Origin of the sequence: Nitrospina sp. 32_T5 (assembly GCF_052156635.1) — a bacterium.
Lineage (GTDB): Bacteria > Nitrospinota > Nitrospinia > Nitrospinales > Nitrospinaceae > Nitrospina.
In genome coordinates this window covers 219,052-241,355 of sequence record NZ_JBQKUO010000004.1, presented here as the reverse complement: position 1 = coordinate 241,355, position 22,304 = coordinate 219,052, and the positions used below count along the sequence as shown (strand labels likewise).

Here is a 22,304-nt window from a genome sequence, read left to right as displayed (position 1 = left end):
TGGAGAGGGGCTCCTTTTGCAGGGTTTCCTGTTGGTGATTTGTGCGGGAATCGGAGGGTGACGAGGTCACAAGCCGGACCTTCTGGACCATGAAGTTTTTATTTTCAACCTCACTTTTCCGGGATTTCGGCCAGAAGGTGAGACCCGCAAAAACCAGTCCATGCAAGACAAGAGAACAGGCCAGCGCCGACAGGAAAGCCCGCCTTAATTGAATGTGACCGTGGGTGGAAAACATGGCCTTCCTGTCAGTGAAAAGAATATTCGAATCCGGCATAACCGGAAATTCCCGCTGTTCCGAAGAAAAGCGACTCCTCGTATTTTTTATTGAGCAGGTTTTCTCCTCGAGCCGTCAGTTTGAGCTGTTTTGTCAACTGGTATCCCAAAGCTGCGCGCACGATGGTGCGCCCTCCGACGCGTCCGGTGCCGGACACCATGGCGCTCCGATACTGCGCCGTCACCAGCCAGTCGAGCAGGTTACGCCAGGTGTGGTGCAATGTGGCGGAAGCGGTATGACGCGGCCGCCTGACCAAAAGGGCGCCGGTGCTGGAGTCCACCGCCTGGTTCCACGTGTAGGCGGCGTTCACATCGACGTCATCCAGCACCTGCCAGCGGATGCTGGTCTCGATGCCCTGTGAACGCGCGCGGCCGATGTTCTCCGCGATGAACGTCGCCTGGTTGGGCTGGATCTGGTTTTTCAGATCCATGTTGAAGTACGTCACAGCCACAGCCACGCGATCGGACAGCAGGGCCTGCTCCACTCCGATCTCGAAACTTTCCGTTTCTTCCGGCTGGATACTGGGGTTGCCAAAAAAGGGAAACAGGATTTCATTGACCGACGGGGCGCGGAAGCCGGTGGCAAAGCCCCCCCGCAGACGGGTATCGGTCTCCAAAAAGCGGTAAGCCGCCTCGATTTTGTAGGTGAACTTGTTGGCGAAACGGGTGTTGATGTCTTCCCGCACGCCGGCGTTCAGCAGAAACCGGTCGTTGTGATTGAACTGAAATTGCAGGTAATAACCCTGGTTCTCATTTTGCAGGGCGATACCCTGGCTGGCATTGGCGGCATTGGTGGCCTGGTGCTCGAATCCGAAAACGGTCGAGATGTTTTCATTGATATACACGTTGTTCTGGACGTCCACCGTGTACGTTCTGTTGATAATGAACGAATCGCCGAAGGTGGGATCGATGGTATCCAGTTCGTCCACAAACACGCTGGGAGTGACTTTCAGGTCCCAGTTTTCGGTGAGCGCTTTCTGCAGGGGCAACGCGCCGTAAACGGTATCGTTGTTGATGTGATGCGGCAGGGTGTCGGAGAAGGTGAAGGTGAGGGGATTGAATCCGTCAAAGTGACTGCGCGCGCGGATGTAGCGTCCAATGAATTCGACCCGTCCGTCTTTAAGGAAGTTGTAACCCAGCCGGGTGGAGAATGTGCGGTTGGAATAACGGTCATTTTCCGTACCGCCGCGCCGTTCGTTGAATGCAGAAAAGCCCTCGCTGTCCGTGTTCGATGCGCTCAGTGAGTAATCGAAATTTTCATGGGACCCCGAACTGGTGAGCGTTTCCTTGAACGTCTCAAAACTGCCACCCTCGAACGACAGCGTGTGCGTTGGCTTCCCCTTGCCTTTGCGGGTGACGATGTTGATGACCCCACCGACGGCATCGGCGCCCCATAAGGTGCTTTGGGGCCCACGCAGGATCTCAATACGCTCGATGTTGTCCAACTGCAAATGGGCAAAACTGAAACTGCCGGTGGAGTTGGCCTTCACCTGAACCCCGTCGATCATCACCAGGGTCGATTGGGAATTGGCCCCGCGCATGAAAAGAGTGGTTGAACTGCCCAGCGGTCCCGTCTGCACGACATTGACACCCAGTTGCTCCTGAATGAGATCCTTCACCTGCATGTGTTTTTTCTTTTCTATTTCCTCACGCGTGATCACCGTATAGGACGCGGTCTGGTTTTCCGGTTTGGTCTGCGAACGGGTGGCGTGGATTTCGATCGGGTCCAGCATTTCCAGTTGCTTATCTTTTTCTTCGGCGATCGCGTAACCGGAAACCAACGGCACAAATAGGGAGATTCCTATTATGGATAATAGTTTCTTCATATTCTTATTCTGGTTCCTCTTAGTTTTTAATCAGTGCTTCAATTTGTTTCATGTCGATCGAGGTGTTCAGCCACCCAGCCAGCCGGTCCCATTGCCGTTCACGGAATAGTTGATAGTCGAACGGTTCTTTCACAGGGGGGATATTCCGTAAATGGCGGACTCGATTCAACAGCGCGTGGCGCAGGAGATCGTTGTCCAGAATGCCGTGCAGGTACGTACCGATCAGCGTACCGGTGCTGTCGCAGGCTCCCAGCGCATCCGTATTTTCTTCACCTTTTTTTTCGAACAGTGGGGCGCAGGTACCCGAAATCTCCGAGATGCCGTTATGGATTTCGTAACCCCACGCCGTGAGTCCGTGGTCGAACGCCGGTGAGTGGTTGGTGGTCAACCTCACCTGGCGCGTTATTTTTTCCGCCTGCATCGTGGTGGTGACAGGCAACAGGTCCAGACCATCGACCTTTCCCGCATTGCTTTCAATTTTTTCGGGATCGGTGAGCTCTTTACCCATCATCTGAAAGCCACCACAGATACCCAGCACCACGGTTCCATGGGCATGACAGCGATGAATGGCGCGGTCGAGTCCCTGCGTTTTTAGAAACCGCATGTCCTCCAGCGTGTTCTTGGTGCCGGGCAGGATAATGAGGTCCGGGGATCCCAATTGCGCCTCGGTCCACACATAGCGCACTGCCACTGTCGGGTCCTCCATCAAGGGGGAGAAATCGGTGAAGTTGGCAATGCGCGGCACACGCAGGATGGCGACGTCCAGCAACCCTGCGTCGGTTTTCATTTCCCCGTGCGTGCCGAATGGCAGGGAGTCTTCCTCGTCCACGAACAGGTTGTGGTCGAATGGAATCACCCCCAGCACGGGTTTGCCGACCAGGTCCTCGAACTGCTTGAGGCCGGGCTTTAAAAGTTCGACGTCGCCGCGAAACTTGTTGATGAGGAATCCGGCGACGTGGTCCTGTTCATCTTCACTCAACAGGTCGTAGGTGCCCTTCATCCAGGCGAACACGCCGCCGCGGTCGATGTCCCCTACCAGCAGCACCTTCGAATCCGCTTCCTTCGCCATCGCCATGTTGACGAAATCCATCTCGCGCAGATTGATTTCGGCAGGCGACCCCGCACCTTCGAGGATCACGAGATCGTGACACTGGCGCAGTGCGTTCAGCGCGTCGGTGACTTGTTGCAGGTACGCGGGTTTGCCCCGGTAATACTCTTTGGCGTTGCGCGTGTGCGCCGGGCGGCCCATAACGATGACCTGAGACAGGTTGTCCCCCGCCGGTTTCAACAGGACCGGGTTCATCTGGACGGTGGGGGCGATGCCGCAGGCCTCGGCCTGAAACGCCTGCGCGCGGCCGATTTCGCCGCCGTCCTCGCAGACGTAGGCGTTGAGCGACATGTTCTGCGCCTTGAACGGCGCGACCCTGTAACCTTTTTTGTAAAACCAGCGACACAGGGCCGCGGTGATGACGCTTTTGCCCACTCCCGATCCGGTTCCCTGTACCATCAAGGTTTTTGCGGTCATGATCGAATCACCTCTGCCGTTTTAAAAGCCAGACGAAGAACGGTCCGCCGAGAAGTGCCGTGATGACGCCGACGGGAATCTCCACCGGCGCAATGAAGGTACGGCCGAACGAATCGCACAGGATCAGAAAACTCGCGCCGAAGAAAAACGACGCCGGGATCAGCAGGCGCAGGTCGGGTCCGATCACCAGGCGCACCATGTGGGGAACGATGAGCCCGACGAAGCCGATGGGTCCGCTGGTCGCCACCACCGTGCCTGTAGTCAGAGAGGCCATCACAAATGCCAGCTTCTGAGTGCGTTTCACATCCACCCCCCGGCTCTGCGCCGAATGAACGCCGGCGCTGATGAGGTTGAGGTCGCGCGCGATGTAAAGCAGTCCGCCAAAACCGATCAGCACCAGTGGCAGAATCGACCACACCGTTTCGTAACTGGTGATGTCGAGGCCGCCCATCATCCAGCGCACGATCTGGAAGGACTGCGTGAAGTCGGACAGGTAATGGATGAACATGACCAGCGACGCGAAGAAGAAGTTCGCCGTAACTCCGGCGAGTAGAAGAACGCCCGTGGGGAAATCGCCGTGCCGCGTTTTGACCAGGCTGAATACCAGCAACATCGCCCCCAAGGCCCCCAGAAACGCGGCAATGGGAACCGACGAGAATCCGAGGAACACGAAGTTGAGATTGAGCGCGATGGCGATGACTGCACCCAGCGACGCACCGCTGGAAATGCCGAGGGTGAACGGCGCGGCGAGATCGTTGCGCAGTAACGCCTGCAGGACCGCGCCGGAGATGGCCAGCGCCCCGCCTGTGAGCGCGCCCAAAAGGATGCGCGGAAAGCGGGCGACGAATAATATGTTCGCGTCCACGTTTTCTGCGAACGGGATGTCGCGCGACAACGCCTTCATCAAGTTGACGCTGGTTGGGCCAATCAGCGGCGCGATTCCAAGGATCAAAAGAAAGAGCAGGAAGAACGCGGTGACCACCTGCACGTAGCGGCGCGGGGTGAGTCCGTGGGTGTGAGTCCACATCACGCATCCCCCGGAGAAATCAGGAAACTTCCATCGGCTTCATCACGATAGATGTTGACGCCGATCTCGTAAACTTCTTCCAGTATGGATTTCTGCAGGACTTCCTCCGGCGCGCCGTCTTTCACCACACGGCCCTGTTTCAGTAATACGAGTCGGCGGCAGTATTTCGAGGCGAGGTGCAGGTCGTGCATGGCGACGACGATGGTGACGTTCTGATTCTGGTTGAGGTCGTCCAGAATCCGTAACAGTTCCACCTGGTACTTGAGATCGAGCGCGGAGGTCGGTTCGTCCAATAGCATTGCCTCGGGTTCCTGCGCGATGGCGCTGGCCAGCATGACGCGCTGTTTTTCGCCACCGCTGATTTCGTTGAACAGCCGCTCGGCGAACACCGAGGTCTGCGTCTGTTCCAGCGCGCGGCGGACGATTTCGAAATCGGTTTCCCCCTCGAAGGTGAACGCGGAGAGATACGGATGCCGTCCCATCATCACCACCTCGCTGACCTTGAACGGAAACGGCATGTGGTGTTCCTGAGGAATCCACGCGATGGACTGCGCCAGTTGCTTGCGGTTGCAGGACTGGATATCGCGGCCGGAGAACAGGACGTGCTGACGGTCCGGTTCCAGAATGCCCGCCATGAGTTTGAGAAGGGTGGATTTGCCGGATCCGTTGGGACCGATGATGCCGACGAATTCGCCCGACGCAATGTCCAGCGACACCTCGTGCACGACGGGGTCTTTGTCGTAGGCGAACGAAATGCCCTCGGCGCGCAGGAGTGGTTGTGCGATTGCGGCGGTCATCCCTGTCCTCCCTGTGAGGTGGATTTCGGCAGTCGTCCGAATAATTCCGGGTGCAGGGCGCGGGCGAAGTCGTCGAGTATTTTCAGCAAGCGTGGCCCGGGAATGAGGATGTAGTCGGCTCCGATGAAATGGATGTTATTAACGGAAACCGCGCGGATGGTGGAAAAACGCCCCCACTCTTTAAGCCGTGCCGCTTTTTCTTTTGCGGTCATGTTCATGGCCGGTCCGGCTTCGATGATGACCTGCGGCGACTGTTGGATAATGTATTCCTTATTGATCTTCGGGTAGGGAGCGATGGTGTCGGTGACGATGTTCTCTGCCCCTGCGAGGGCGAACAGTTCGCCCAGAAAGGAACTGGGCCCGACTGCATACAGACTGCGTCCCGGCTCGTTGCTGTCGCCCAGTATCAGCAGGGCGGGTCTGGGAGCGTGTCCCTTCAGCTTACCCCGGTAGTCATCGATTCCGGACTGGAGGCGGTGGACCAACTTTTCCGCACGATCTTCAATCTGCAAAACCTCCCCCATCTTGCGCACCGACTCATAAATTTGCTGGAGGGTCTGCATTTCCACCCCGAGGGTGCGGATGCCGAGATTGAGGGCGTTTTTTCTGAGCGTGTGGCTGGTGGCCTGGTGGATGACAAGGTCCGGGTTCAGCGTGATCCAGCGTTCTAGACTGGGATGAAGAAGACTGCCGATTTTCGTGCGGGTGCAGGCCTCCGGTGGGTATTTGCAGAAGTTGGTGACGCCGACGACGCGGTCGCCCACACCCAGCTCGAACAAAAACTCAGTGATGGACGGCGACATCGAAATGATGCGTTGCGGCGCTTTCGGGGGGGAATCCGCAAGTGCGGACCCGGCATAAGCCAGCAACGCAAGCAGGCACACCACTGCCAACGCATTTCGGAAATTCGTTCCTGATGCGGAGAGCGATGAAAACAGCGATGGCTTGGGAAAGCGATTGATTGCCGGGCGCTCGGTCATATCCGGTTCCATACCGGAAACCTGGAAGGCCCAAACAAAAAATCCCTTTCCGGGTGGAAAGGGAAACAGGTCATGTCACCTTCACCTCTCAGGTCCCGGAGAGTGTGTGAAGCATATCCAGACAGGCTTTCTGGCTTCCGGATCGTCCTACTCCCCGCGCCTTCCCGTTCCCTGGAACAGTGGCAAGATGCGGGTGTCGTCCCCGGTTACAGCGGCGGCACCGCGACGGATTCGCACCGTCTTTCCTACATCTGAATACAGCGATTCAATTTGCGATCAGCATAGCAAAACGTTGGGGCAAGTCAACGAAATTCCCAGAAAGGGGGGAAGAGGTCAGGCTTCGAGGAACCGGATCAGGTCCTGGATGTTCTCGGCGCTCACTTCGTGCCCCTGCGGGGTTTCTTTGATGGTCAGGTTGTGACCGTGGCTTTGCATCTCGTCCAGTGCGTGCTCGGCCAGGAACGAAGGCACCACATCGTCGTTGGCGCCGAAAATGCCGAGAATCTGCGACGCGGCGTTTTTGGTGGTGATCTCGGGCAACTCCGGCAGGAAGCCGCAAATGGACGCCACCTTGTGCACGGGATGTTTGCCCATCAATGCGTACACCAGCGACGCCGCGCCGCCCTGGGAAAAACCCCACAGGCAGGTGTGGAATCCGTTGGCGACGTTCTGTTCCTTCATGAAGCGGTGGGTTTCGTCGACCATGCCCGCAGTGAAGTCGAGAAACTGGCTGACCGCTTCCTTCTGGCGGGGACCGTCCAGCCACCAGCTCCACACGCTGTTGCCTGCATCTACTGGGCCTTCCGGATAGACGGTGACGGTGTTGGTCAATTGCAGACGGTTGCCGTGGATCAGCATGTTCTCCGGAGTCGATTCCGCCCCGTGAAACCCGATGAGCACGTTCACCGGTTGGGCAGGATCGATTCCGGTCTGCCCGATGATGACTTTCTTTCCAAGCCAGGTCTGGTTCTGATATTGCATGTTCATGTGTCCCGTTTGATTTGAAGTTGCTGAATGAGATCGGCGGCCAACGCTTCGGCTTCCCCGCGCGTGGCGATGGTCCCCAGAACGCGAGCTTCCTCCACGCGGTCGAGTATGGTTTTGTAGGCTGGCGATGGAGACAGGTGAAACTTGCGAGTCAGCGTTTTCCCGTTCAACAGCGCGGGATGCTTTTGCGCGGGCCGGTAGGTGTTCAGGTAAAACTCCAGGATCCGGTTGAGCGCCAGCAGAAACGATTGAAGATCGTCGCCGGTCTCCATCTTAACAGCCGTGGCCAGAATCGCACCGGAAAAAATATCGTCGCCTGCCTGCCTGCACAGATTATAAATGCCGGAAAGATTCTCTCCCCTGATGTCACCCGCCAGCGTTTCGGTGTGCTCGACCAGATGGGCATGCACCGCGAGCGCCCGGTCGGTGAAGAGGATGTGGTCATTGCTGAGCCGCAGGTCTTTCAAAATGCGGACAGGAATGGTGTCGTTCCGGGCTTTCGTTCCGGTGATAAAGGTTTTCTGAATCGTATCCAGCGGACGCAGCAGAAGCGCAAGCTTGAGCAGAGCGCGTCGCGGCGAGATTTCCAAATGGTCGCGGAAGTAGCCGCGGTGTTTCGGAGAAATCTTTTCGGTCTCGGTGAGCAAAATCTCCAGCCGGTCCAGAATGCGGAGCTCCTCAAGTCCACTCTCAGGCAGGGGCCCACCGGGTTCGTTGCCGAAATGCAGGGCCAGCTCCGGGATGAGCGCGGACAGCAGGCCCGTATCGACCATTCGTTCGATATGCGAGTTGGGAGTGCCGAGCAGGATCAGCAACTCGTAGGACAATCGCTCTTCGGCGACGGTGCGGATGCGACCGCGGGTTTCGGTGATGCGCCGTGCGGTGGTTTCATCGATGTCGAAACCCAGCGTGTTGGCGAACCGGAACGCGCGGAGCAGGCGCAGGGGATCGTCTTCGAACACCGGACCCGGCAGGGCACGCACGTTACGGCTTGCGATGTCCGCCAGGCCGCCGAAGGGATCGAGCACCGTATCCTTTTTTTCGATGAAGTCTTCCAGCGGCTGGCCGAGGGCGTTGATGGTGAAGTCGCGGTGGACGAGGTCGTCTTCCAGCGTTTCTCCCTGCAGGGTGGAAAAATCGAAATACACGTCGCGTTCAATCACCACGCGATGCGTCTCGCGGTCAAGTGTGGAATCCAGGGGCACCAGGGTCAGCGAATGCGCTTCGGCGAAGCGCCGCGCCAGTTCCGGTGCGTTTTGGCAGGCGAAATCGAAATCGGCGCCGGCCTTGCCCATCACCCGGTCACGAAGAGTGCCGCCCACCACGTAAAGCGGGTGACCCGACTCGCGGCTCAGACGCAACAGGTTTTCAAGCTGGTTCTGGTAATCTCTGGACATGCGACCCTGAAGGAAATATCTGCGGGATATCTTAACAGATTCGAAAACGAAGGACAGGCAGGGGCGGGAGGGGAGCTGATTATTGAAGAGAGCCGGTCCTCAGCGGTCCCAACCGGATTTCAGCTTGATCTCGAGCGACACGAACATCGAGCCGTTTTTCTTGACCATGTGCAGGTCTGTGTGGGTCAGGTTGCTCATTACCTGGCGGATGTTTTCCGAGGGCTTGCTGGCCGGGTCTTTAACGAGGAAGGGCACCATGTCATCGATGGAATCGCGCACCTCTTCGCTGTCCACCACGTAGCCCAGGTATTTTGCGTCCACGTCGAGGTATTTCTTGACGAGTTTGCAGAGGGTGTCGCCTACCATGATGTCGCGTTTGCCGCGCACGCGGTTGATGACCAGTCCCGGAGAGAAGGTGCGGATGATGTCGTTGACCGCTTCCAGCGAATCCGGGTCGGTCTGCTTGATTTTGGCGCGAAGCTGGTCGATCTCGAAACAGTCCTCGCTCACCTCCGGGTTCCTGGAGAAATCGAGTGCGTGCTGGATTTCGGCGTTGGCCTTGAACTCCTGGCTGATGCGGCGGAACAGCACCGACTTGATGTAATTGAACGTGTTGGTGATGGATGTCATCTCCGGCGTGGACACCACCACCTGCCGGTCGGCGAGGTTGAAGAAGTCCACCGTGTGGAATCCCGTACCCGGACCGAGGTCGATGCACACCGCATCCGCTTTCAGGTTGCGTAGTACGTTGATGACCCGGTTCTGGTGTTTCTGGTTGATGTCCGCACTGCCCGGCAGGCTGCCTGACGTGCTCAGGAATTTCAGGTTCACCAGTCCGGTTTCCTGAAGCAGGGGAGAGGGGTCGTCCTCAATGCCGTCGTGCACGAAGAAGTCGCGGAAGCCGTAGCGCGGATTGCTGATGCCCACCAGCGCGTGCAGATTGGAGGCGCCGAAGTCGCCGTCCACCAGCACCACCTTCTGCCCGGTGAGCGCCATGGCCACCGCCAGGTTGGTGGCGATCACGCTTTTGCCGACGCCGCCCTTGCCGCCGCCGACGGCGATGATTTGACTGGAATGCTTCGTGGACAAAACGCTCACCTGCTTTCGTTAAAAGGGCTTGCCGACCCACGCCGGGCGGGCCGGGGCGTCCCGATGTTTCGTGAATGCGGATCGTTTCATTGTCACGCAACGGCAGAGTGAATTCAACCGAATGTGACCCGCCGCCCTTCTCATAACGGCCAAAAACCCAAAGGCTTGAGGACAGGGACGCAATTTATGTGAAGAAACACGCAAGCTGTATAAAATTTGAGAAGGGGGATTTAAATGAGCTAAAATTCAGTTAAGAGCGCAATTACGCGTATTTGGGTCAAACTCCTACCGGATCGTTCCCCCGCCGGCCGGGAGAATTCCCGGCAGTCCTTTGCCACTCGAGGTAATTTCTTGGAAAGCTTGCAGTTTTACCTGTTTTTTACCGTCATCATCCTGTTTTCGTTGACGGTGCATGAATACTCCCACGGCCGGGTGGCCTACATTCTGGGTGACAACACGGCGAAGCGGCTGGGCCGGCTCACCTTCAATCCCATCAAGCACCTGGACTTCTTCGGCGTCATCTGCTTCTACTTCCTCGGTTTCGGCTGGGCCAAGCCGGTGCCCGTAAATGGACGTAATTTCGAGAACCCGCACCGCGACATGATGTACGTGGCGGCGGCGGGTCCGGCGTCCAACCTGATCCTCGCCCTCATTTTCGGGTTCCTGGTGCGTGTCACGCCGCCGGAGCAGAACCTGTTTCTGTTCGCCATGCTGTGCTACGCGCTCTACATCAATGTGGCGCTGGCGATCTTCAACCTCCTGCCCATCTTTCCGCTGGACGGCGCCAGCGTGCTCAAGGGCCTGGTCTCGCAGGAGATGGCGGCGAAGCTGGCGGTGTTCGACCGCTACAGCGGATTCGTCCTGCTCGGCATCTTCCTTTTGGATTATTTTGCACAGACCGGGATAATTTTGGGTATTCTTAGACTCCCCATGGGGTTTATGGTAGAGTTTTTTACCCAAGAGGCGTTTCCCTATGTAAAACAGATCATTCGCTTCCTTTAATCCTTATCAAATTTCCGATTGATGTCGAAAAAACGCATTTTGAGCGGCATGCAGCCTTCCGGCCTGCTTCACCTGGGCAATTACTTCGGCGCGTTGAAAAACTGGGTGTCCCTGCAGGACGATTACGAGTGCTTTTACTTCATCGCCGACTGGCATTCGCTGACCACGCTGCATGAAAGCCCCGGCGAGATCCCCAGGTTCACGCGCGAGGTGGCGATCGACTGGCTGGCGGCGGGACTGGATCCGGAAAAGTGCACGCTGTTCGTGCAGTCGCGCATTCCGGAGCATGCGGAACTGCACCTGATTTTATCGATGATCGTGCCGGTGTCGTGGCTGGAGCGCAATCCCACTTATAAAGAAAAGCAGCAGGAAGTGAAGACCGTGGACATGAGTTCCTACGGCTTCCTCGGTTACCCGGTACTGCAGACGGCGGACATCGTGCTGTACAACGCGCACTTCGTGCCGGTGGGCATCGACCAGGCGCCGCACCTGGAGCTGTCGCGCGAGATCGTGCGTCGCTTCCAGCATTTCTATAAAAAGAAGGTGTTGATCGAACCGGAAGCGAAGATCAGTGAGGTGCCGAAGCTGAACGGAATCGACGGCAGGAAGATGAGCAAAAGCTACAATAATGCCATCTACCTGTCCGACTCGGAAAAGGAGATCACCAAGAAAATCCAGTCCATGCTCACCGACCCGCAACGGCTGCGGCGCAACGATCCCGGCGATCCGGACGTGTGCAACCTGTTCCCGTTTCACAAGCTGTTCTCGTCGGAGGAGAAGCAGGCGTACGTCGATGAGAACTGCCGGACGGCGGGCATCGGGTGCGGCGACTGCAAGGCCCTGCTGGCGGAGTCCATGCTGGCGGGGATGCGTCCCCTCATGGAGCGGCGGGCGGAGCTGGTGGCCAAACCGAAGGAAGTGGATGAAATTCTAGATGAAGGCACCGAGCGTGCCCGCAAGGTGGCGCAAAACACCATGCGAAAAGTGAAGGAAGCGATGAAACTGAAATGAAGACGGAAAACGGCGACACGAAAATGGATTACAAGGACACCCTGAACCTGCCGCAAACGGATTTCCCCATGAAGGCCAACCTCGTGCAGAGGGAGCCGGAAGTGCTGGCGGCATGGGAGGCGGAGGACATTTACCAGCGTATCCGCGAGGCGTCGAAGGGCCGCCCGAAATACGTCTTCCACGACGGCCCGCCCTACGCCAATGGCCACATCCACATGGGCCACGCGCTCAACAAGGTGCTGAAGGATTTCATCGTGCGCATCATGACGATGAAAGGATTCGACGCGACCTTCGTGCCGGGCTGGGACTGCCACGGCCTGCCCATCGAGCACCAGGTTGGCAAGGAGCTCAAAAGCAAAAAACAGGACCTGGCTAAGAATGAAGTACGCAAGCTGTGCCGGGAGTACGCCGCGCGTTTCGTGGAGGTGCAGAAGGAAGAGTTCAAGCGGCTGGGCGTGTTCGCCGACTGGGACAAACCGTACCTCACCATGAGCTTCGGCTACGAAGGCACCATCGTCCGCGAGTTTCTGAAATTCCTCGAATCCGGCATGGTGTACAAGGGACTGAAGCCTGTGCACTGGTGCACGCACTGCCGTACGGCTCTGGCCGAGGCGGAAGTCGAGTACGCCGATCACAATTCTCCGTCCATCTACGTAAAATTTGCTGTGAAGTCGGGGTGGAACAACCAGATCGAAGGCGTGGATGCGAAGAAGGCATCGTTCGTTATCTGGACCACCACGCCATGGACGCTTCCCGCCAACCTCGCCGTGTGCCTGCACCCGGACTTCGAGTACACCGCCGTTGAGATCGCGGGCGAGCAGTACGTCGTGGCGGCGGAGCGGCTCTCGGCTCTGATCCTCGAATGGGACGTCACCGATTACAAAGTCCTCGGTAAATGCGCGGGCAAGGAACTGGAAGGCGTCGTCTGCCAACACCCGTTCATCGACCGCGAGTCGCCGGTGATCCTGGGCGACCACGTCACGCTGGAGCAGGGAACAGGTTGCGTTCACACCGCACCGGGGCACGGTCAGGAGGACTACATCGTCGGCCTCAAGTACGGGCTCGACACATACAACCCGGTGGACGACGGCGGCGTGTTCAAACAGGAGGTCGAGTTTTTCGGCGGTCAGTTCGTGATGAAGGCCAACCCGGAGATCATCAAGAAGCTGGAAGAACTGGGCAAGCTGATCCGCCAGGACCGGGTCGATCATTCTTACCCGCACTGCTGGCGGTGCCGCACGCCGATTATCTTCCGCGCCACGGCGCAGTGGTTCATTTCGATGGACGACAAGGGCTTGCGCCAGAAAGCGCTGGCGGAGATTGACAAGACCCGTTGGGTGCCGCACTGGGGACGCGACCGCATTTACGGCATGATCGAGAATCGTCCGGACTGGTGCGTGTCGCGTCAGCGCGCGTGGGGTGTACCGATCACGGTGTTCACCTGTGTGCAGTGCGACACCACGCTCGCCGACATGGCGGTTTACGAACCCGTCATTGAGGCGGTGGAAAAAGAAGGCGCGGACTGCTGGTTCGAGAAAGACGTGAAGGACCTCCTGCCTGCGGGTACAAAGTGCGCCTGCGGGTCTGCCGAGTTCAAAAAGGAAATGGATATTCTGGATGTGTGGTTCGACTCCGGCGTCAGCCACGCGGCGGTGCTGGAACCGGACCCGAACCTGCAATGGCCGGCCGACCTGTATCTGGAAGGCAGTGACCAGCATCGTGGCTGGTTCCACAGTTCCCTGCTGGAAGCCGTGGCCACGCGCGGTGCGGCTCCGTACAAAACCGTTCTCACGCACGGTTACGTGGTGGACGGCAAGGGCAAGAAGATGTCGAAGTCGGCGGGCAATGTCATCGCCCCGCAGAAGATCATCGACCAGTACGGCGCGGAAATCCTGCGATTGTGGGTGGCGTCGGAGAACTACCGCGAGGATATCCGCATCTCCCACGAAATTTTAAAGAGGCTTACCGAGGCCTACCGGAAAATCCGCAACACGTTCCGGTTTCTGCTCGGTAACCTGAGCGACTTCGATCCGAAAACCGACCGTGTGCCCGTCGGCGAGATGGAGGAGATCGATCACTACATCCTGCACCGCTTCAAGAAGGTGAACGAACGCATTCAGAAAGCGTTCGAGGGGTACGAGTTCCACGTGTTCTACCACACGTTTTACAACTTCTGCATCGTGGACCTGAGCGCGTTCTACCTGGACATCCTGAAAGACCGGATTTACACCTACCCAAAAACCTCGCAGGGTCGCCGGTCGGGTCAGACAGCCATATACGATCTGTTGAAGGGCATGGCGCAGATGATGGCGCCGATCCTGAGTTTTACCGCCGATGAGGTGTGGAAGTACATGCCCGACGACGGCAGTAAAACGGAAAGCGTTCACCTGAGCGTGTTCCCGGATCTGTCCGGCGTCACATTTTCCGACGAACTGGCTACCAAGTGGGAGCGCATCAAGGAGCTCAAGGGCGAAGTCAGCAAGGCACTGGAGTTGCGCCGCCGGGAAAAGGTAATCGGGCATTCGCTGGACGCTTCGGTCTCCCTCGCTGCGCCTGAATCCATGCAGCCGTTGCTGGAAAGCGAACGTGAATCGCTCAAATATATTTTTATCGTGTCAGAGGTCGAGATGGTTCCGCAACTGGATGGCGACGCCTACCAGAGCGATGTGATCGAGGGGTTGAAGATCGGGGTCAAACCGGCTCCCGGAAAGAAATGCGAACGTTGCTGGAACTATTTTGTCGAGGCCGAAGCATCCGGAGACCATCCCGGAATCTGTCAACGGTGCGCGACCCATCTGGAAGCCGCCAAAGCCTGAGTTTCTTTTGAAGAACAAATACCTTCAGCTGTTTTTGATTTCCAACATTCTGATCATCCTCGATCAGTTCACGAAGTACCTCGTGGCTCTGCACATTCCGCAGAACATGTCGATCCGCATCATCGACAACTTTTTCAATTTGACGCACATCCGCAACCCGGGGGTGGCGTTTGGCCTGTTCGCCGAAAGCGAGTTGGAAATGAAGGCGACTCTGTTCATCATCTTTTCCGGGATCGCCATCATCGCCATTCTGGTGTTCTTTCACGAAACCCCGAGTCATAAAAAAATCGCGCTCCGGGGCCTGATCCTGATTTTTGCCGGGGCTATCGGCAACCTCATCGACCGCATTTTGTACAAGGAAGTGATCGATTTTCTCGATTTTCATTTTGGAAGTTACCACTGGCCCGCCTTCAACGTGGCGGATTCCTGCATTACCATTGGCGTGCTGTTCATGTTCATTGATATAATCAAGGATGGAACCGCACCGCAAAAACGGCAAGAGGACCCCACCTCTGAATCTGCCTGACAGGGAGAGCTCACGTGCATCCCATTCTGCTTGAGTTTGGTATTGTCAAAATCTTCACCTACGGCCTGCTGGTGGCGACGGGTTTCTTCGTCGGCATCGTTCTGGCGGCCCGTCAGGGGCAAAAGGAAGGGCTCGATTCCGGTCGAATCCTTGATCTGTGTTTTTACCTGCTGATCGCATCCATTCTGGGTGGGCGGTTGTTGTACGTGATCGTCGAGTACCGCTACTTTGCCTCGAATCCCCTGGAGATGTTGAAGTTCTGGAAGGGGGGGCTCGTGTATTACGGTGGATTGATGGCGGCGGTGGCGACGGCGTGGTACTTCATGCGCAAGTTCGATCTGCCTTTCTGGAAAACGGCGGATGTGCTGGCGCCTTCGATCGCCATCGGGCAGGCCATCGGCCGCTGGGGATGTTTTTTCGCGGGGTGCTGTTACGGCGTGCGCACCGACGCGCCGTGGGCCATCACGTTCACCAACCTGGATTCCCTGGCACCGCTCAATGTGCCGCTTCACCCCACTCAGATATACCTGTCACTCAATGCGCTCGTCATTTTTTTCGTCCTGCTGTGGGTGCAGAAGAAGAAACGCTTTGACGGACAGGTGCTCCTCACCTACGGAATCCTGTATTCCATCGGCCGCTTCATCATCGAGTTTTACCGCGGCGACGACCGCGGCTACGCGGTTCCGGAGATGCTGTCCACCTCGCAATTCATCGGGATATTCATATTCGGGTTGTCGCTGGTGCTTTGGGCCAAAAGGCGTGGTCAGGTTGCAAAACCCCTGTGAAGCGGAATGAGAATAGCGAGCGACCAGGATCGACTTGACTGGCATTTTAATGGAAAAATGAAGTAAAAAAATAAATGGTGCAGCCAATCACCAGGGCGGGTCCGCCCCAGATTTTCAGAGCGGCCATCTTTCCAACATGCGAGACCAGGTCTTCTTCGTGGCGGTTGCTGATCACAAAGGGGTAGTTGTATTCTTTTTTAAAAACCATTTTGGTTTTGGAGGCCAGTTCCTCCAGCTTCTTTTCGCTGTATTTGGTCGCAAGCTTTTTTGCAAGCAACTGTGCGCCTCGTTCCAGTTCGTAGTAATCCAGTTTGCCATCCCTGTTGGAATCCAGCTTATTCTGCAGATCCTTATTTTTGCGGATCATTTTCTTTGCTTCCACGAAAAAACGCGCACCGGGTTTTTTGGGACGAAGGGCTTTTAGATTGGAAGAAGCGTAACCCAAAACATACAACTCTTCACCGGGAACAAAACACCATTCCCGGAAATGGTAATCTTTGGAAAACAGGTAGGTAGTGTCCTTTAATTTGAATGACCCTATTTTTTTTCTGCTTTTTTTTAAGGACTGGTACAACTCCGCATCCATACCTGAAAATTGGTGGGAGGAGCATTCATAGTTTACTGTGTCACCGTCCCGGTGTACTTTCGCCCCTTCCACCAAAACCATGGCGTTGGCACCGCTGTCGTCGTCGATATAAAACCCGTCATCAGAAAAATAGCTGCCAATGGTCACCCACCGGCCACGTCTCCAGGTATGCTTTTTCAAAGGATCGAAAGAAATGGAACTGGGGCGCGAATCGGCTTCCCCGTCCTTGTCCCATTTTTGGATTTCAATGTGGTAAATGGCGCAGGGTTTGCCGCTGATAGGCCCGCGGACCAACTTGTCTTTTTCGGCGATGACTCGGCCTTTGACCTCGACATTAGTTCCAACCGCACCGGTATTTATCTTCGAAGTAGGTGTGTTTTGAATGGTCCGCTTGACTTTCAACTCCCGAAAACCAGTGCAAAAAAGGTATAACCCGATAGCGGCTCCCAATATACAAATTACAATGATTTCCAGTTCATCCCCGGAAAGACTGGACACCCCTCATCCTCCAAATGATGGTTAAAATTTTCAATCAAAACTGGGGAGCTTGATGTTGACCTTTACGTCGCGGCGTTCCTCTTCGGCCACTTCAAACATCTCTTCCTGCCGGTAATTCAGCATGCCGGCCACGAACACATCCGGGATTTGCTGGATGCGGATGTTGTAGTTGTTGACGCTGTCGTTGAAAAACTCGCGTCGGTCGGCCAGGGTTTCCTCCAGGTGCGAAATGCGATTCTGCAATTGCATGAAATTCTCGTTGGCCTTGAGCTCGGGATAATTTTCAGCCAGGGCAAAAACACTGCGAAGCGCCTCGCTGATCTGGTTGCTGGCCTTGGATTTTGCTTTCACTCCATCCGCGCGGACATAGCGTTCGCGCGCTTTCAGCAGGCGGTCGAGCATGCCTTTTTCGAACTGGGCGTAGCTTTCGCAGACAGAAATCAGTTTCGGGATTTCGTCGTAACGCTGCTTCAGGATGACATCGATGTTGGCCCAGGATTTCTTGATGTTTTCCTTAAGGGAAATGAGGCCGTTGTAGATCATGATGAAGTAACCGATGATCCCCAGCAGGCCGAAACCCAGGATTCCCAAAATCACGATTGTGGTCGTTGACATTCCACCCCTCCGATTAATTTTGATAATGAAATGGGAAATGGAAAGGATTCCTTCCGTGTTTTCAGGTTAAGGGAAGGGGGATGGTAAATCAAATAATTGGGGAAAAAATATACGATGTGTCTGGAGCTGCCGGAAACAAATACGTGATGAGAGGGAGGGGAATGGCGGAAAAACCGCTATTTATTTGGAAAAGGAAAGGTCGAACAGGTCGGCGATGGCCTTCTTGCCTGCGGCGTTTAAAAAACGGGTGCCCGTTCCGGCAAAATTTTTATCCCGAATTTTCGGGGTTGCTTTCTTCCAGGCGTCCCCCGTCCATTTGAACCACTGTTCCTGGTCCTGATCGAACACATAGAGTGGTTTGTTGAACAGCTTGGCCAGTTCGGCGCCCCAGCCGGTGCCGCCTTTCACCGTTTTGTCTTCAAGGATATGGCCCACCACGAACACTTCGCCCGCGTGGTTGACCATGTGCCAGATGCTTTGCAGGACTTTCCGAAACAGGGGGCCGTCCGTGTACTTGCGGTGCATGAGTTTGGAGACGTAAACCAGGCTGACGTCACCGTGTTTGAGTTCCTCCTGGGTGAGGAAGCGCGTCCCGCGTTTTCGGACGATCTTGTGGCCCTCAAAAGTGAAATGCACTTCCTCCAGGCCGAGGCGTTCGGCATTGGCACCGAACTCCGCCTCCGCGCCTTTCACACCCCCACTGAATAATGTGAAATCTTCCGGCTTCATAAACGACCAAAGGGCAAGAAAAAGAGGTGGAAACCGATTTGGACCGGTTTCCGCAAGCCAAAACAATGTATGCGAATCCACCTAAACTCTCAAGGATTTTCTTGGTTTGAGCGGATATAATGAGCAAAGGGGAGACGCTGCGGTCCACCCGGACGCCACAAAAGGAGCGATTATGAGCCACTTGTATATACCCCCCGACTGGAATGAAAATTCCCGAAGCATCACTCCGCAAACCCTGTTTTTCAATCGCCGCGATTTTCTCCAGGCGATGGCGGCCGCCGGTCTGATGGTTGGCGGAGCCATTTTTCCCGGCACTGCGCAGGCGCAGTCCAACTGGCTGGACCGCCTTCTGGGTGAGCCCGATCGAAAGCTCCAAACCGACTTCATTCCCATCCCTGGTTTGAAACGCAATCCGGCCTATACCGTTTCGCGGCCCATGACCCAGGAGACCGTAGCGCTCCAGTACAACAATTTTTACGAATTCACCTCGGTGAAAGAAGGCGTGTGGAAATTGATCGACGCTTTCAAGCCTCGCCCATGGCAGGTGGAGGTTTCCGGTCTTGTCAACAATCCCAAAACGTATGATGTGGATGACCTCATCAAGACCATGCCGCTGGAGGAACGGGTTTACCGCCATCGTTGCGTGGAGACGTGGGCGATGGTGGTGCCGTGGAATGGGTTTCCGTTAAGGGAACTGATTCGTCGTGCCGATCCCAAACCCGGGGCGCGGTTTGTGAAATTCACCAGTTTCCTCAATCCGCAAGTGGCCCCGGGACAGGAGCAGAGCCACCTGCCATGGCCCTACACCGAGGGACTGACAATCGCCGAGGCGATGAACGAATTGACGATCATGGCTACCGGGGTGTACGGTCATGTGCTGCCCAACCAGCACGGAGCGGGTATCCGGCTGGTGACGCCATGGAAGTACGGTTACAAAAGTATCAAGTCGGTGGTCAAAATCGAGCTTGTGAGCAAACAACCGGCGACCTTCTGGAATACACTGGTTCCCCACGAATACGGGTTCGTTTCCAATGTCGACCCGGAGGTTCCGCACCCGCGTTGGTCTCAGAAGAAGGAGAAGATGATCGGCACCGGCGATATTTATCCGACCGAAAAGTTCAACGGCTATGGAAAGTGGGTGGCCTCCCTCTACGCCTGACCGGGGCAGGGGATGGCGAAATCAAACCAGAAACCGGGCCAGAAAGGGATGGGGCTACTGGAAGTCCCGGAGGTCCTCTTCGTCGAGGATGCTTTCGTTGACCCCGTCTTCAATGATGGCGTCGGCCAGTTCGCCGAAACCACCGGGTTCGTAATTTTCCACATTTTCGTTGTCGAAGTCATCAAAATAGACTTTATGCTCATTTTCACACCATTCACGAATGGTGTTGCTGAAACGGAGGACCCGTTGCACGGCTTCCAGTTTATCCATATCCTAGTTCCTGCTGAGATCGGGGTTCAGTAATTTCAGTGTCGAGTGAAGAAATTTTTGGGGATCGATACCAGAATAATTATAATACGAAGTTTAGTGGTTCAAATTAACAGCATCCATATCGTAATTCAACCTGCGTTGAAAACGAAAAGGGGGGGACTTGGCGACCAAAATCAAAGACATGATCGGTTCCTGGGCGGCCTCGCCGCCTGTCTTGTATTATCAATTGAAGCAGGCCATGGACGATCCGGAGAGCAGTTTTAATGATTATTCCCGGATCATCAGTGCCGACCCCGCACTGACAGCGCGCCTTCTGAAAATCGTGAACAGCCCCTTTTATGGTTTTTCCTCTACGGTGGAAACCATCGACCATGCCCTCAACATCATCGGTACAGACCAACTGATGGACCTCGCTCTGGCAACGGTGGTTGTGAGCAAGTTCAAAGGGATCCCGCGAGACCTGATTAACATGGAGACGTTCTGGATGCACAGCATTGCCACCGGCATTGCGGCGCGTAAAATGGCAATAGCCGTGGGTATCGAGAACCCGGAACGTTTTTACCTGGCCGGGATGTTGCACGACATCGGCACCCTCCTTCCGCTCAAACAGCAGACCGAGGTGGCAAAGGGTGTGCTGGAACAGTGCAGGGAAACCAAAAAACACCTGTTCCTCGTGGAAAAGGAAACATACGGGTTCAGCCACGCCGAGGTTTGCCAGCTGTTGCTTATGGAATGGCAGCTTCCTCAGCGCCTTGTGGACATGGTGACTTACCACCACTTCCCCCTTGAAGTCAGTGACCCCGAAGTGAGGCGGGATTGCTGTATTCTCAACATGTCAGACATCATGGTTTACTTTTTGAAGATCGGCAACAGTGGCGAGCCCGCCGTGCCGCAATTGCTCCCCGATGTGCCGAAGCATGCCGGTGTGCCGAAGGATGTCATTGATAAAATCCGTGAAGAAGTCCCCAATGAGGTCGATGAAACTGTCAAAATGTTCATCTGAATTTTAGAACGGGCTGAGTGGGGGCGTGGGCTGGGCTCACGCCCCCTTTTGATTTTTATACAAACTCCTCCAAGTGTGATTCCGCCCTTTTCTCTCTCTTTGATTTTCAGTATATTTTTAATAGAACCATCCACTGACCGGGGAGCGCCATGAAACAATCCCAACCCAAATATTGCATCGGCCAGATGATCCACCACAAGCTTTACGATTATTACGGGGTGGTCCTCGGTGTCGACCCGGAATTCCAGCTTTCAGAGGAGTGGTACGAGAAAATGGCCCGCAGCCGCCCCCCGAAGAACCAGCCCTGGTATCACATAAAAGTGCACGGTGAGGACAGCCTGCGCTATGTGGCCGAACGCCACTTGGAATTGGACAAGAACGTCTTCAACTAGGCCCTTCGGGGCCCGCTCTGCCCGGGAGGGCCATTGCCCGCTTCTCCTTCATTATTTCTTTGGATTGTTGCATTGGGCCTGCTGGCATTGTTTGTGTGGGTGGGGGTGGGGTTGGTACTGGATCATCTCCCCTGGACTCTCATTGATACCTCGTCCCCCGGCAAAAAACAGGTGATTGCTGTGGTCTTGATTGTGCTGGGGGGGCTGAGCTATCTGTCCTTGCGGGAGGTCTTGAGGTATGTCTGGTGGGGGATTCGTTACTTGGTTGGGATGGAGTTCGAAGGCTTGTAGGCAAAAAAATGGCCCCTGCATCTGGGGATGCAGGGGCCTTAAATTTCGGCTGGATTACTGTTCCAGATGTGCGTTTTTGCGGTCCGGATTGCGGAACAGGGAGGTCTCTGCGCTCAACTCGTCGAGCGCCGGAAACGTCTGGTCCGGGTGGATCTGCTGAGCACGATCAAGCAGAAGCTCTTCGGATTCACGGCGGTCCGGATCCGGGATGCAGCAGTCTACCGGGCAAACTTCCTGGCAGGCTTCCTCACCATGGAAACCAACGCATTCGGTACACAGTTCCGGATCGATGTAGTAGAAATCGATCCCTCCCTTGGTACCATCGTCAATGGCGGCGTTTGGGCATTCCGGCTCACACACACCGCAGTTAATGCATTCATCAGTAATGATTGTTGCCATCGGCTGTCTTCCTCTAATGAATTAGTTAGATAGAAAAAATTTATAACCGAAGATTAATCCCTGTGAAAGGAGGAATTGAGTATTTTCTGTTTGGGCAGTGGGTTCGGGCTTACTTCAGAAACGCAGGCCTTACCTTAAACCGCTGAAATTGAAATTTCAATCCCTTTTATATATTTTTTTGCAGGGAAACCCCGGATTCGAAAAACAGGAAGCACCCCAACCTGCTTTCGCAACTGGGCTTCCTCAGAAAAATACTGATAACGTTTTTAGATATGGGAAGTTATCAGTATTTCAAGGGACCGTCAAGCCCCAAAAAATGGC

The 22,304-nt window shown here is 55.7% G+C and carries 21 protein-coding genes and 1 riboswitch; of the genes, 8 read left to right on the top strand and 13 right to left on the bottom strand.

The annotated features are described in order from the left end of the window. Positions 1-245: 245 nt before the first annotated feature. From ACTRW9_RS12415 to ACTRW9_RS12380, 8 genes are all read right to left on the bottom strand, one after another. Positions 246-2,060 carry a TonB-dependent receptor plug domain-containing protein gene (locus ACTRW9_RS12415; protein WP_442429590.1) on the bottom strand — a complete coding sequence of 605 codons (1,815 nt, stop codon included), beginning with the start codon at positions 2,058-2,060 and terminating at the stop codon, positions 246-248. Between the two features lie 58 nt (positions 2,061-2,118). Continuing rightward, positions 2,119-3,624: a cobyric acid synthase gene (locus ACTRW9_RS12410; RefSeq protein WP_442429589.1), complete on the bottom strand. Its 1,506-nt coding sequence runs from the start codon at positions 3,622-3,624 to the stop codon at positions 2,119-2,121. 7 nt (positions 3,625-3,631) lie between these two features. Then, positions 3,632-4,651, bottom strand: a complete 1,020-nt coding sequence (locus ACTRW9_RS12405; protein WP_442429588.1) for a FecCD family ABC transporter permease — start codon at positions 4,649-4,651, stop codon at positions 3,632-3,634. Next, positions 4,651-5,448 (bottom strand): heme ABC transporter ATP-binding protein, encoded by a 798-nt coding sequence (locus ACTRW9_RS12400; RefSeq protein WP_442429587.1) that lies wholly within the window; start codon positions 5,446-5,448, stop codon positions 4,651-4,653. The genes ACTRW9_RS12405 and ACTRW9_RS12400 overlap by 1 nt, the downstream gene beginning before the upstream one ends. Further along, a complete protein-coding gene (locus ACTRW9_RS12395; RefSeq protein WP_442429586.1) occupies positions 5,445-6,428 on the bottom strand; it encodes an ABC transporter substrate-binding protein in 984 nt (327 codons plus the stop codon). The genes ACTRW9_RS12400 and ACTRW9_RS12395 overlap by 4 nt, the downstream gene beginning before the upstream one ends. A gap of 103 nt (positions 6,429-6,531) precedes the next feature. Continuing rightward, positions 6,532-6,698: riboswitch (cobalamin riboswitch) on the bottom strand. Between the two features lie 63 nt (positions 6,699-6,761). Continuing rightward, complete coding sequence (locus ACTRW9_RS12390) at positions 6,762-7,415, bottom strand: alpha/beta hydrolase (RefSeq protein ID WP_442429585.1); 654 nt, start codon at positions 7,413-7,415, stop codon at positions 6,762-6,764. Further along, positions 7,412-8,812, bottom strand: a complete 1,401-nt coding sequence (locus ACTRW9_RS12385; protein WP_442429584.1) for a hypothetical protein — start codon at positions 8,810-8,812, stop codon at positions 7,412-7,414. The genes ACTRW9_RS12390 and ACTRW9_RS12385 overlap by 4 nt, the downstream gene beginning before the upstream one ends. Before the next feature lie 99 nt (positions 8,813-8,911). Next, entirely contained in the window at positions 8,912-9,910 is a 999-nt protein-coding gene (locus tag ACTRW9_RS12380) for a P-loop NTPase (protein ID WP_442429583.1), read from the bottom strand. 342 nt (positions 9,911-10,252) lie between these two features. Between ACTRW9_RS12380 and ACTRW9_RS12375 the strand changes: the two genes are divergently transcribed. From ACTRW9_RS12375 to lgt, 5 genes are read left to right on the top strand one after another with little or no spacing between them, the layout of a single operon-like run. Continuing rightward, the gene (locus ACTRW9_RS12375; RefSeq protein WP_442425280.1) at positions 10,253-10,903 is read left to right on the top strand and encodes a site-2 protease family protein; all 651 of its coding nucleotides are present in this window, start codon (positions 10,253-10,255) and stop codon (positions 10,901-10,903) included. 21 nt (positions 10,904-10,924) lie between these two features. Next, positions 10,925-11,914 carry a tryptophan--tRNA ligase gene (gene trpS / locus ACTRW9_RS12370; RefSeq protein WP_442425281.1) on the top strand — a complete coding sequence of 330 codons (990 nt, stop codon included), beginning with the start codon at positions 10,925-10,927 and terminating at the stop codon, positions 11,912-11,914. Between the two features lie 23 nt (positions 11,915-11,937). Continuing rightward, on the top strand, positions 11,938-14,730 hold the full coding sequence (gene ileS, locus ACTRW9_RS12365; protein WP_442429673.1) for an isoleucine--tRNA ligase: 2,793 nt from the start codon (positions 11,938-11,940) through the stop codon (positions 14,728-14,730). A gap of 7 nt (positions 14,731-14,737) precedes the next feature. Then, complete coding sequence (gene lspA, locus ACTRW9_RS12360; RefSeq protein WP_442429582.1) at positions 14,738-15,256, top strand: signal peptidase II; 519 nt, start codon at positions 14,738-14,740, stop codon at positions 15,254-15,256. Positions 15,257-15,270: 14 nt separating this feature from the next. Then, the gene (gene lgt, locus ACTRW9_RS12355; protein ID WP_442429581.1) at positions 15,271-16,041 is read left to right on the top strand and encodes a prolipoprotein diacylglyceryl transferase; all 771 of its coding nucleotides are present in this window, start codon (positions 15,271-15,273) and stop codon (positions 16,039-16,041) included. A 46-nt stretch (positions 16,042-16,087) separates the two neighbouring features. Here lgt and ACTRW9_RS12350 read toward each other — a convergent pair whose 3' ends face one another. The 3 genes from ACTRW9_RS12350 to ACTRW9_RS12340 all read right to left on the bottom strand — a co-directional run bounded on the left by ACTRW9_RS12350 (position 16,088) and on the right by ACTRW9_RS12340 (position 18,469). After that, positions 16,088-16,921: a hypothetical protein gene (locus ACTRW9_RS12350; RefSeq protein ID WP_442429580.1), complete on the bottom strand. Its 834-nt coding sequence runs from the start codon at positions 16,919-16,921 to the stop codon at positions 16,088-16,090. A 234-nt stretch (positions 16,922-17,155) separates the two neighbouring features. Beyond that, complete coding sequence (locus ACTRW9_RS12345) at positions 17,156-17,740, bottom strand: LemA family protein (protein WP_442425285.1); 585 nt, start codon at positions 17,738-17,740, stop codon at positions 17,156-17,158. Positions 17,741-17,920: 180 nt separating this feature from the next. After that, complete coding sequence (locus ACTRW9_RS12340; RefSeq protein ID WP_442425286.1) at positions 17,921-18,469, bottom strand: hypothetical protein; 549 nt, start codon at positions 18,467-18,469, stop codon at positions 17,921-17,923. A 172-nt stretch (positions 18,470-18,641) separates the two neighbouring features. On the opposite strand from ACTRW9_RS12340, the gene msrP reads away from it, so the two are divergent. After that, positions 18,642-19,628 (top strand): protein-methionine-sulfoxide reductase catalytic subunit MsrP, encoded by a 987-nt coding sequence (gene msrP / locus ACTRW9_RS12335; RefSeq protein WP_442429579.1) that lies wholly within the window; start codon positions 18,642-18,644, stop codon positions 19,626-19,628. Between the two features lie 54 nt (positions 19,629-19,682). Here the strand turns inward: msrP and ACTRW9_RS12330 are convergent, their stop codons facing one another. Further along, on the bottom strand, positions 19,683-19,898 hold the full coding sequence (locus tag ACTRW9_RS12330; RefSeq protein ID WP_442425288.1) for a hypothetical protein: 216 nt from the start codon (positions 19,896-19,898) through the stop codon (positions 19,683-19,685). A 160-nt stretch (positions 19,899-20,058) separates the two neighbouring features. On the opposite strand from ACTRW9_RS12330, the gene ACTRW9_RS12325 reads away from it, so the two are divergent. Together ACTRW9_RS12325 and hspQ are read left to right on the top strand one after the other, a co-directional pair. Beyond that, positions 20,059-20,901: an HDOD domain-containing protein gene (locus tag ACTRW9_RS12325; protein WP_005009834.1), complete on the top strand. Its 843-nt coding sequence runs from the start codon at positions 20,059-20,061 to the stop codon at positions 20,899-20,901. A gap of 149 nt (positions 20,902-21,050) precedes the next feature. Next, positions 21,051-21,293 (top strand): heat shock protein HspQ, encoded by a 243-nt coding sequence (gene hspQ, locus ACTRW9_RS12320; RefSeq protein ID WP_442425289.1) that lies wholly within the window; start codon positions 21,051-21,053, stop codon positions 21,291-21,293. A gap of 345 nt (positions 21,294-21,638) precedes the next feature. Here hspQ and ACTRW9_RS12315 read toward each other — a convergent pair whose 3' ends face one another. Continuing rightward, positions 21,639-21,983, bottom strand: a complete 345-nt coding sequence (locus ACTRW9_RS12315; protein WP_442425290.1) for a YfhL family 4Fe-4S dicluster ferredoxin — start codon at positions 21,981-21,983, stop codon at positions 21,639-21,641. Positions 21,984-22,304 lie beyond the last annotated feature (321 nt).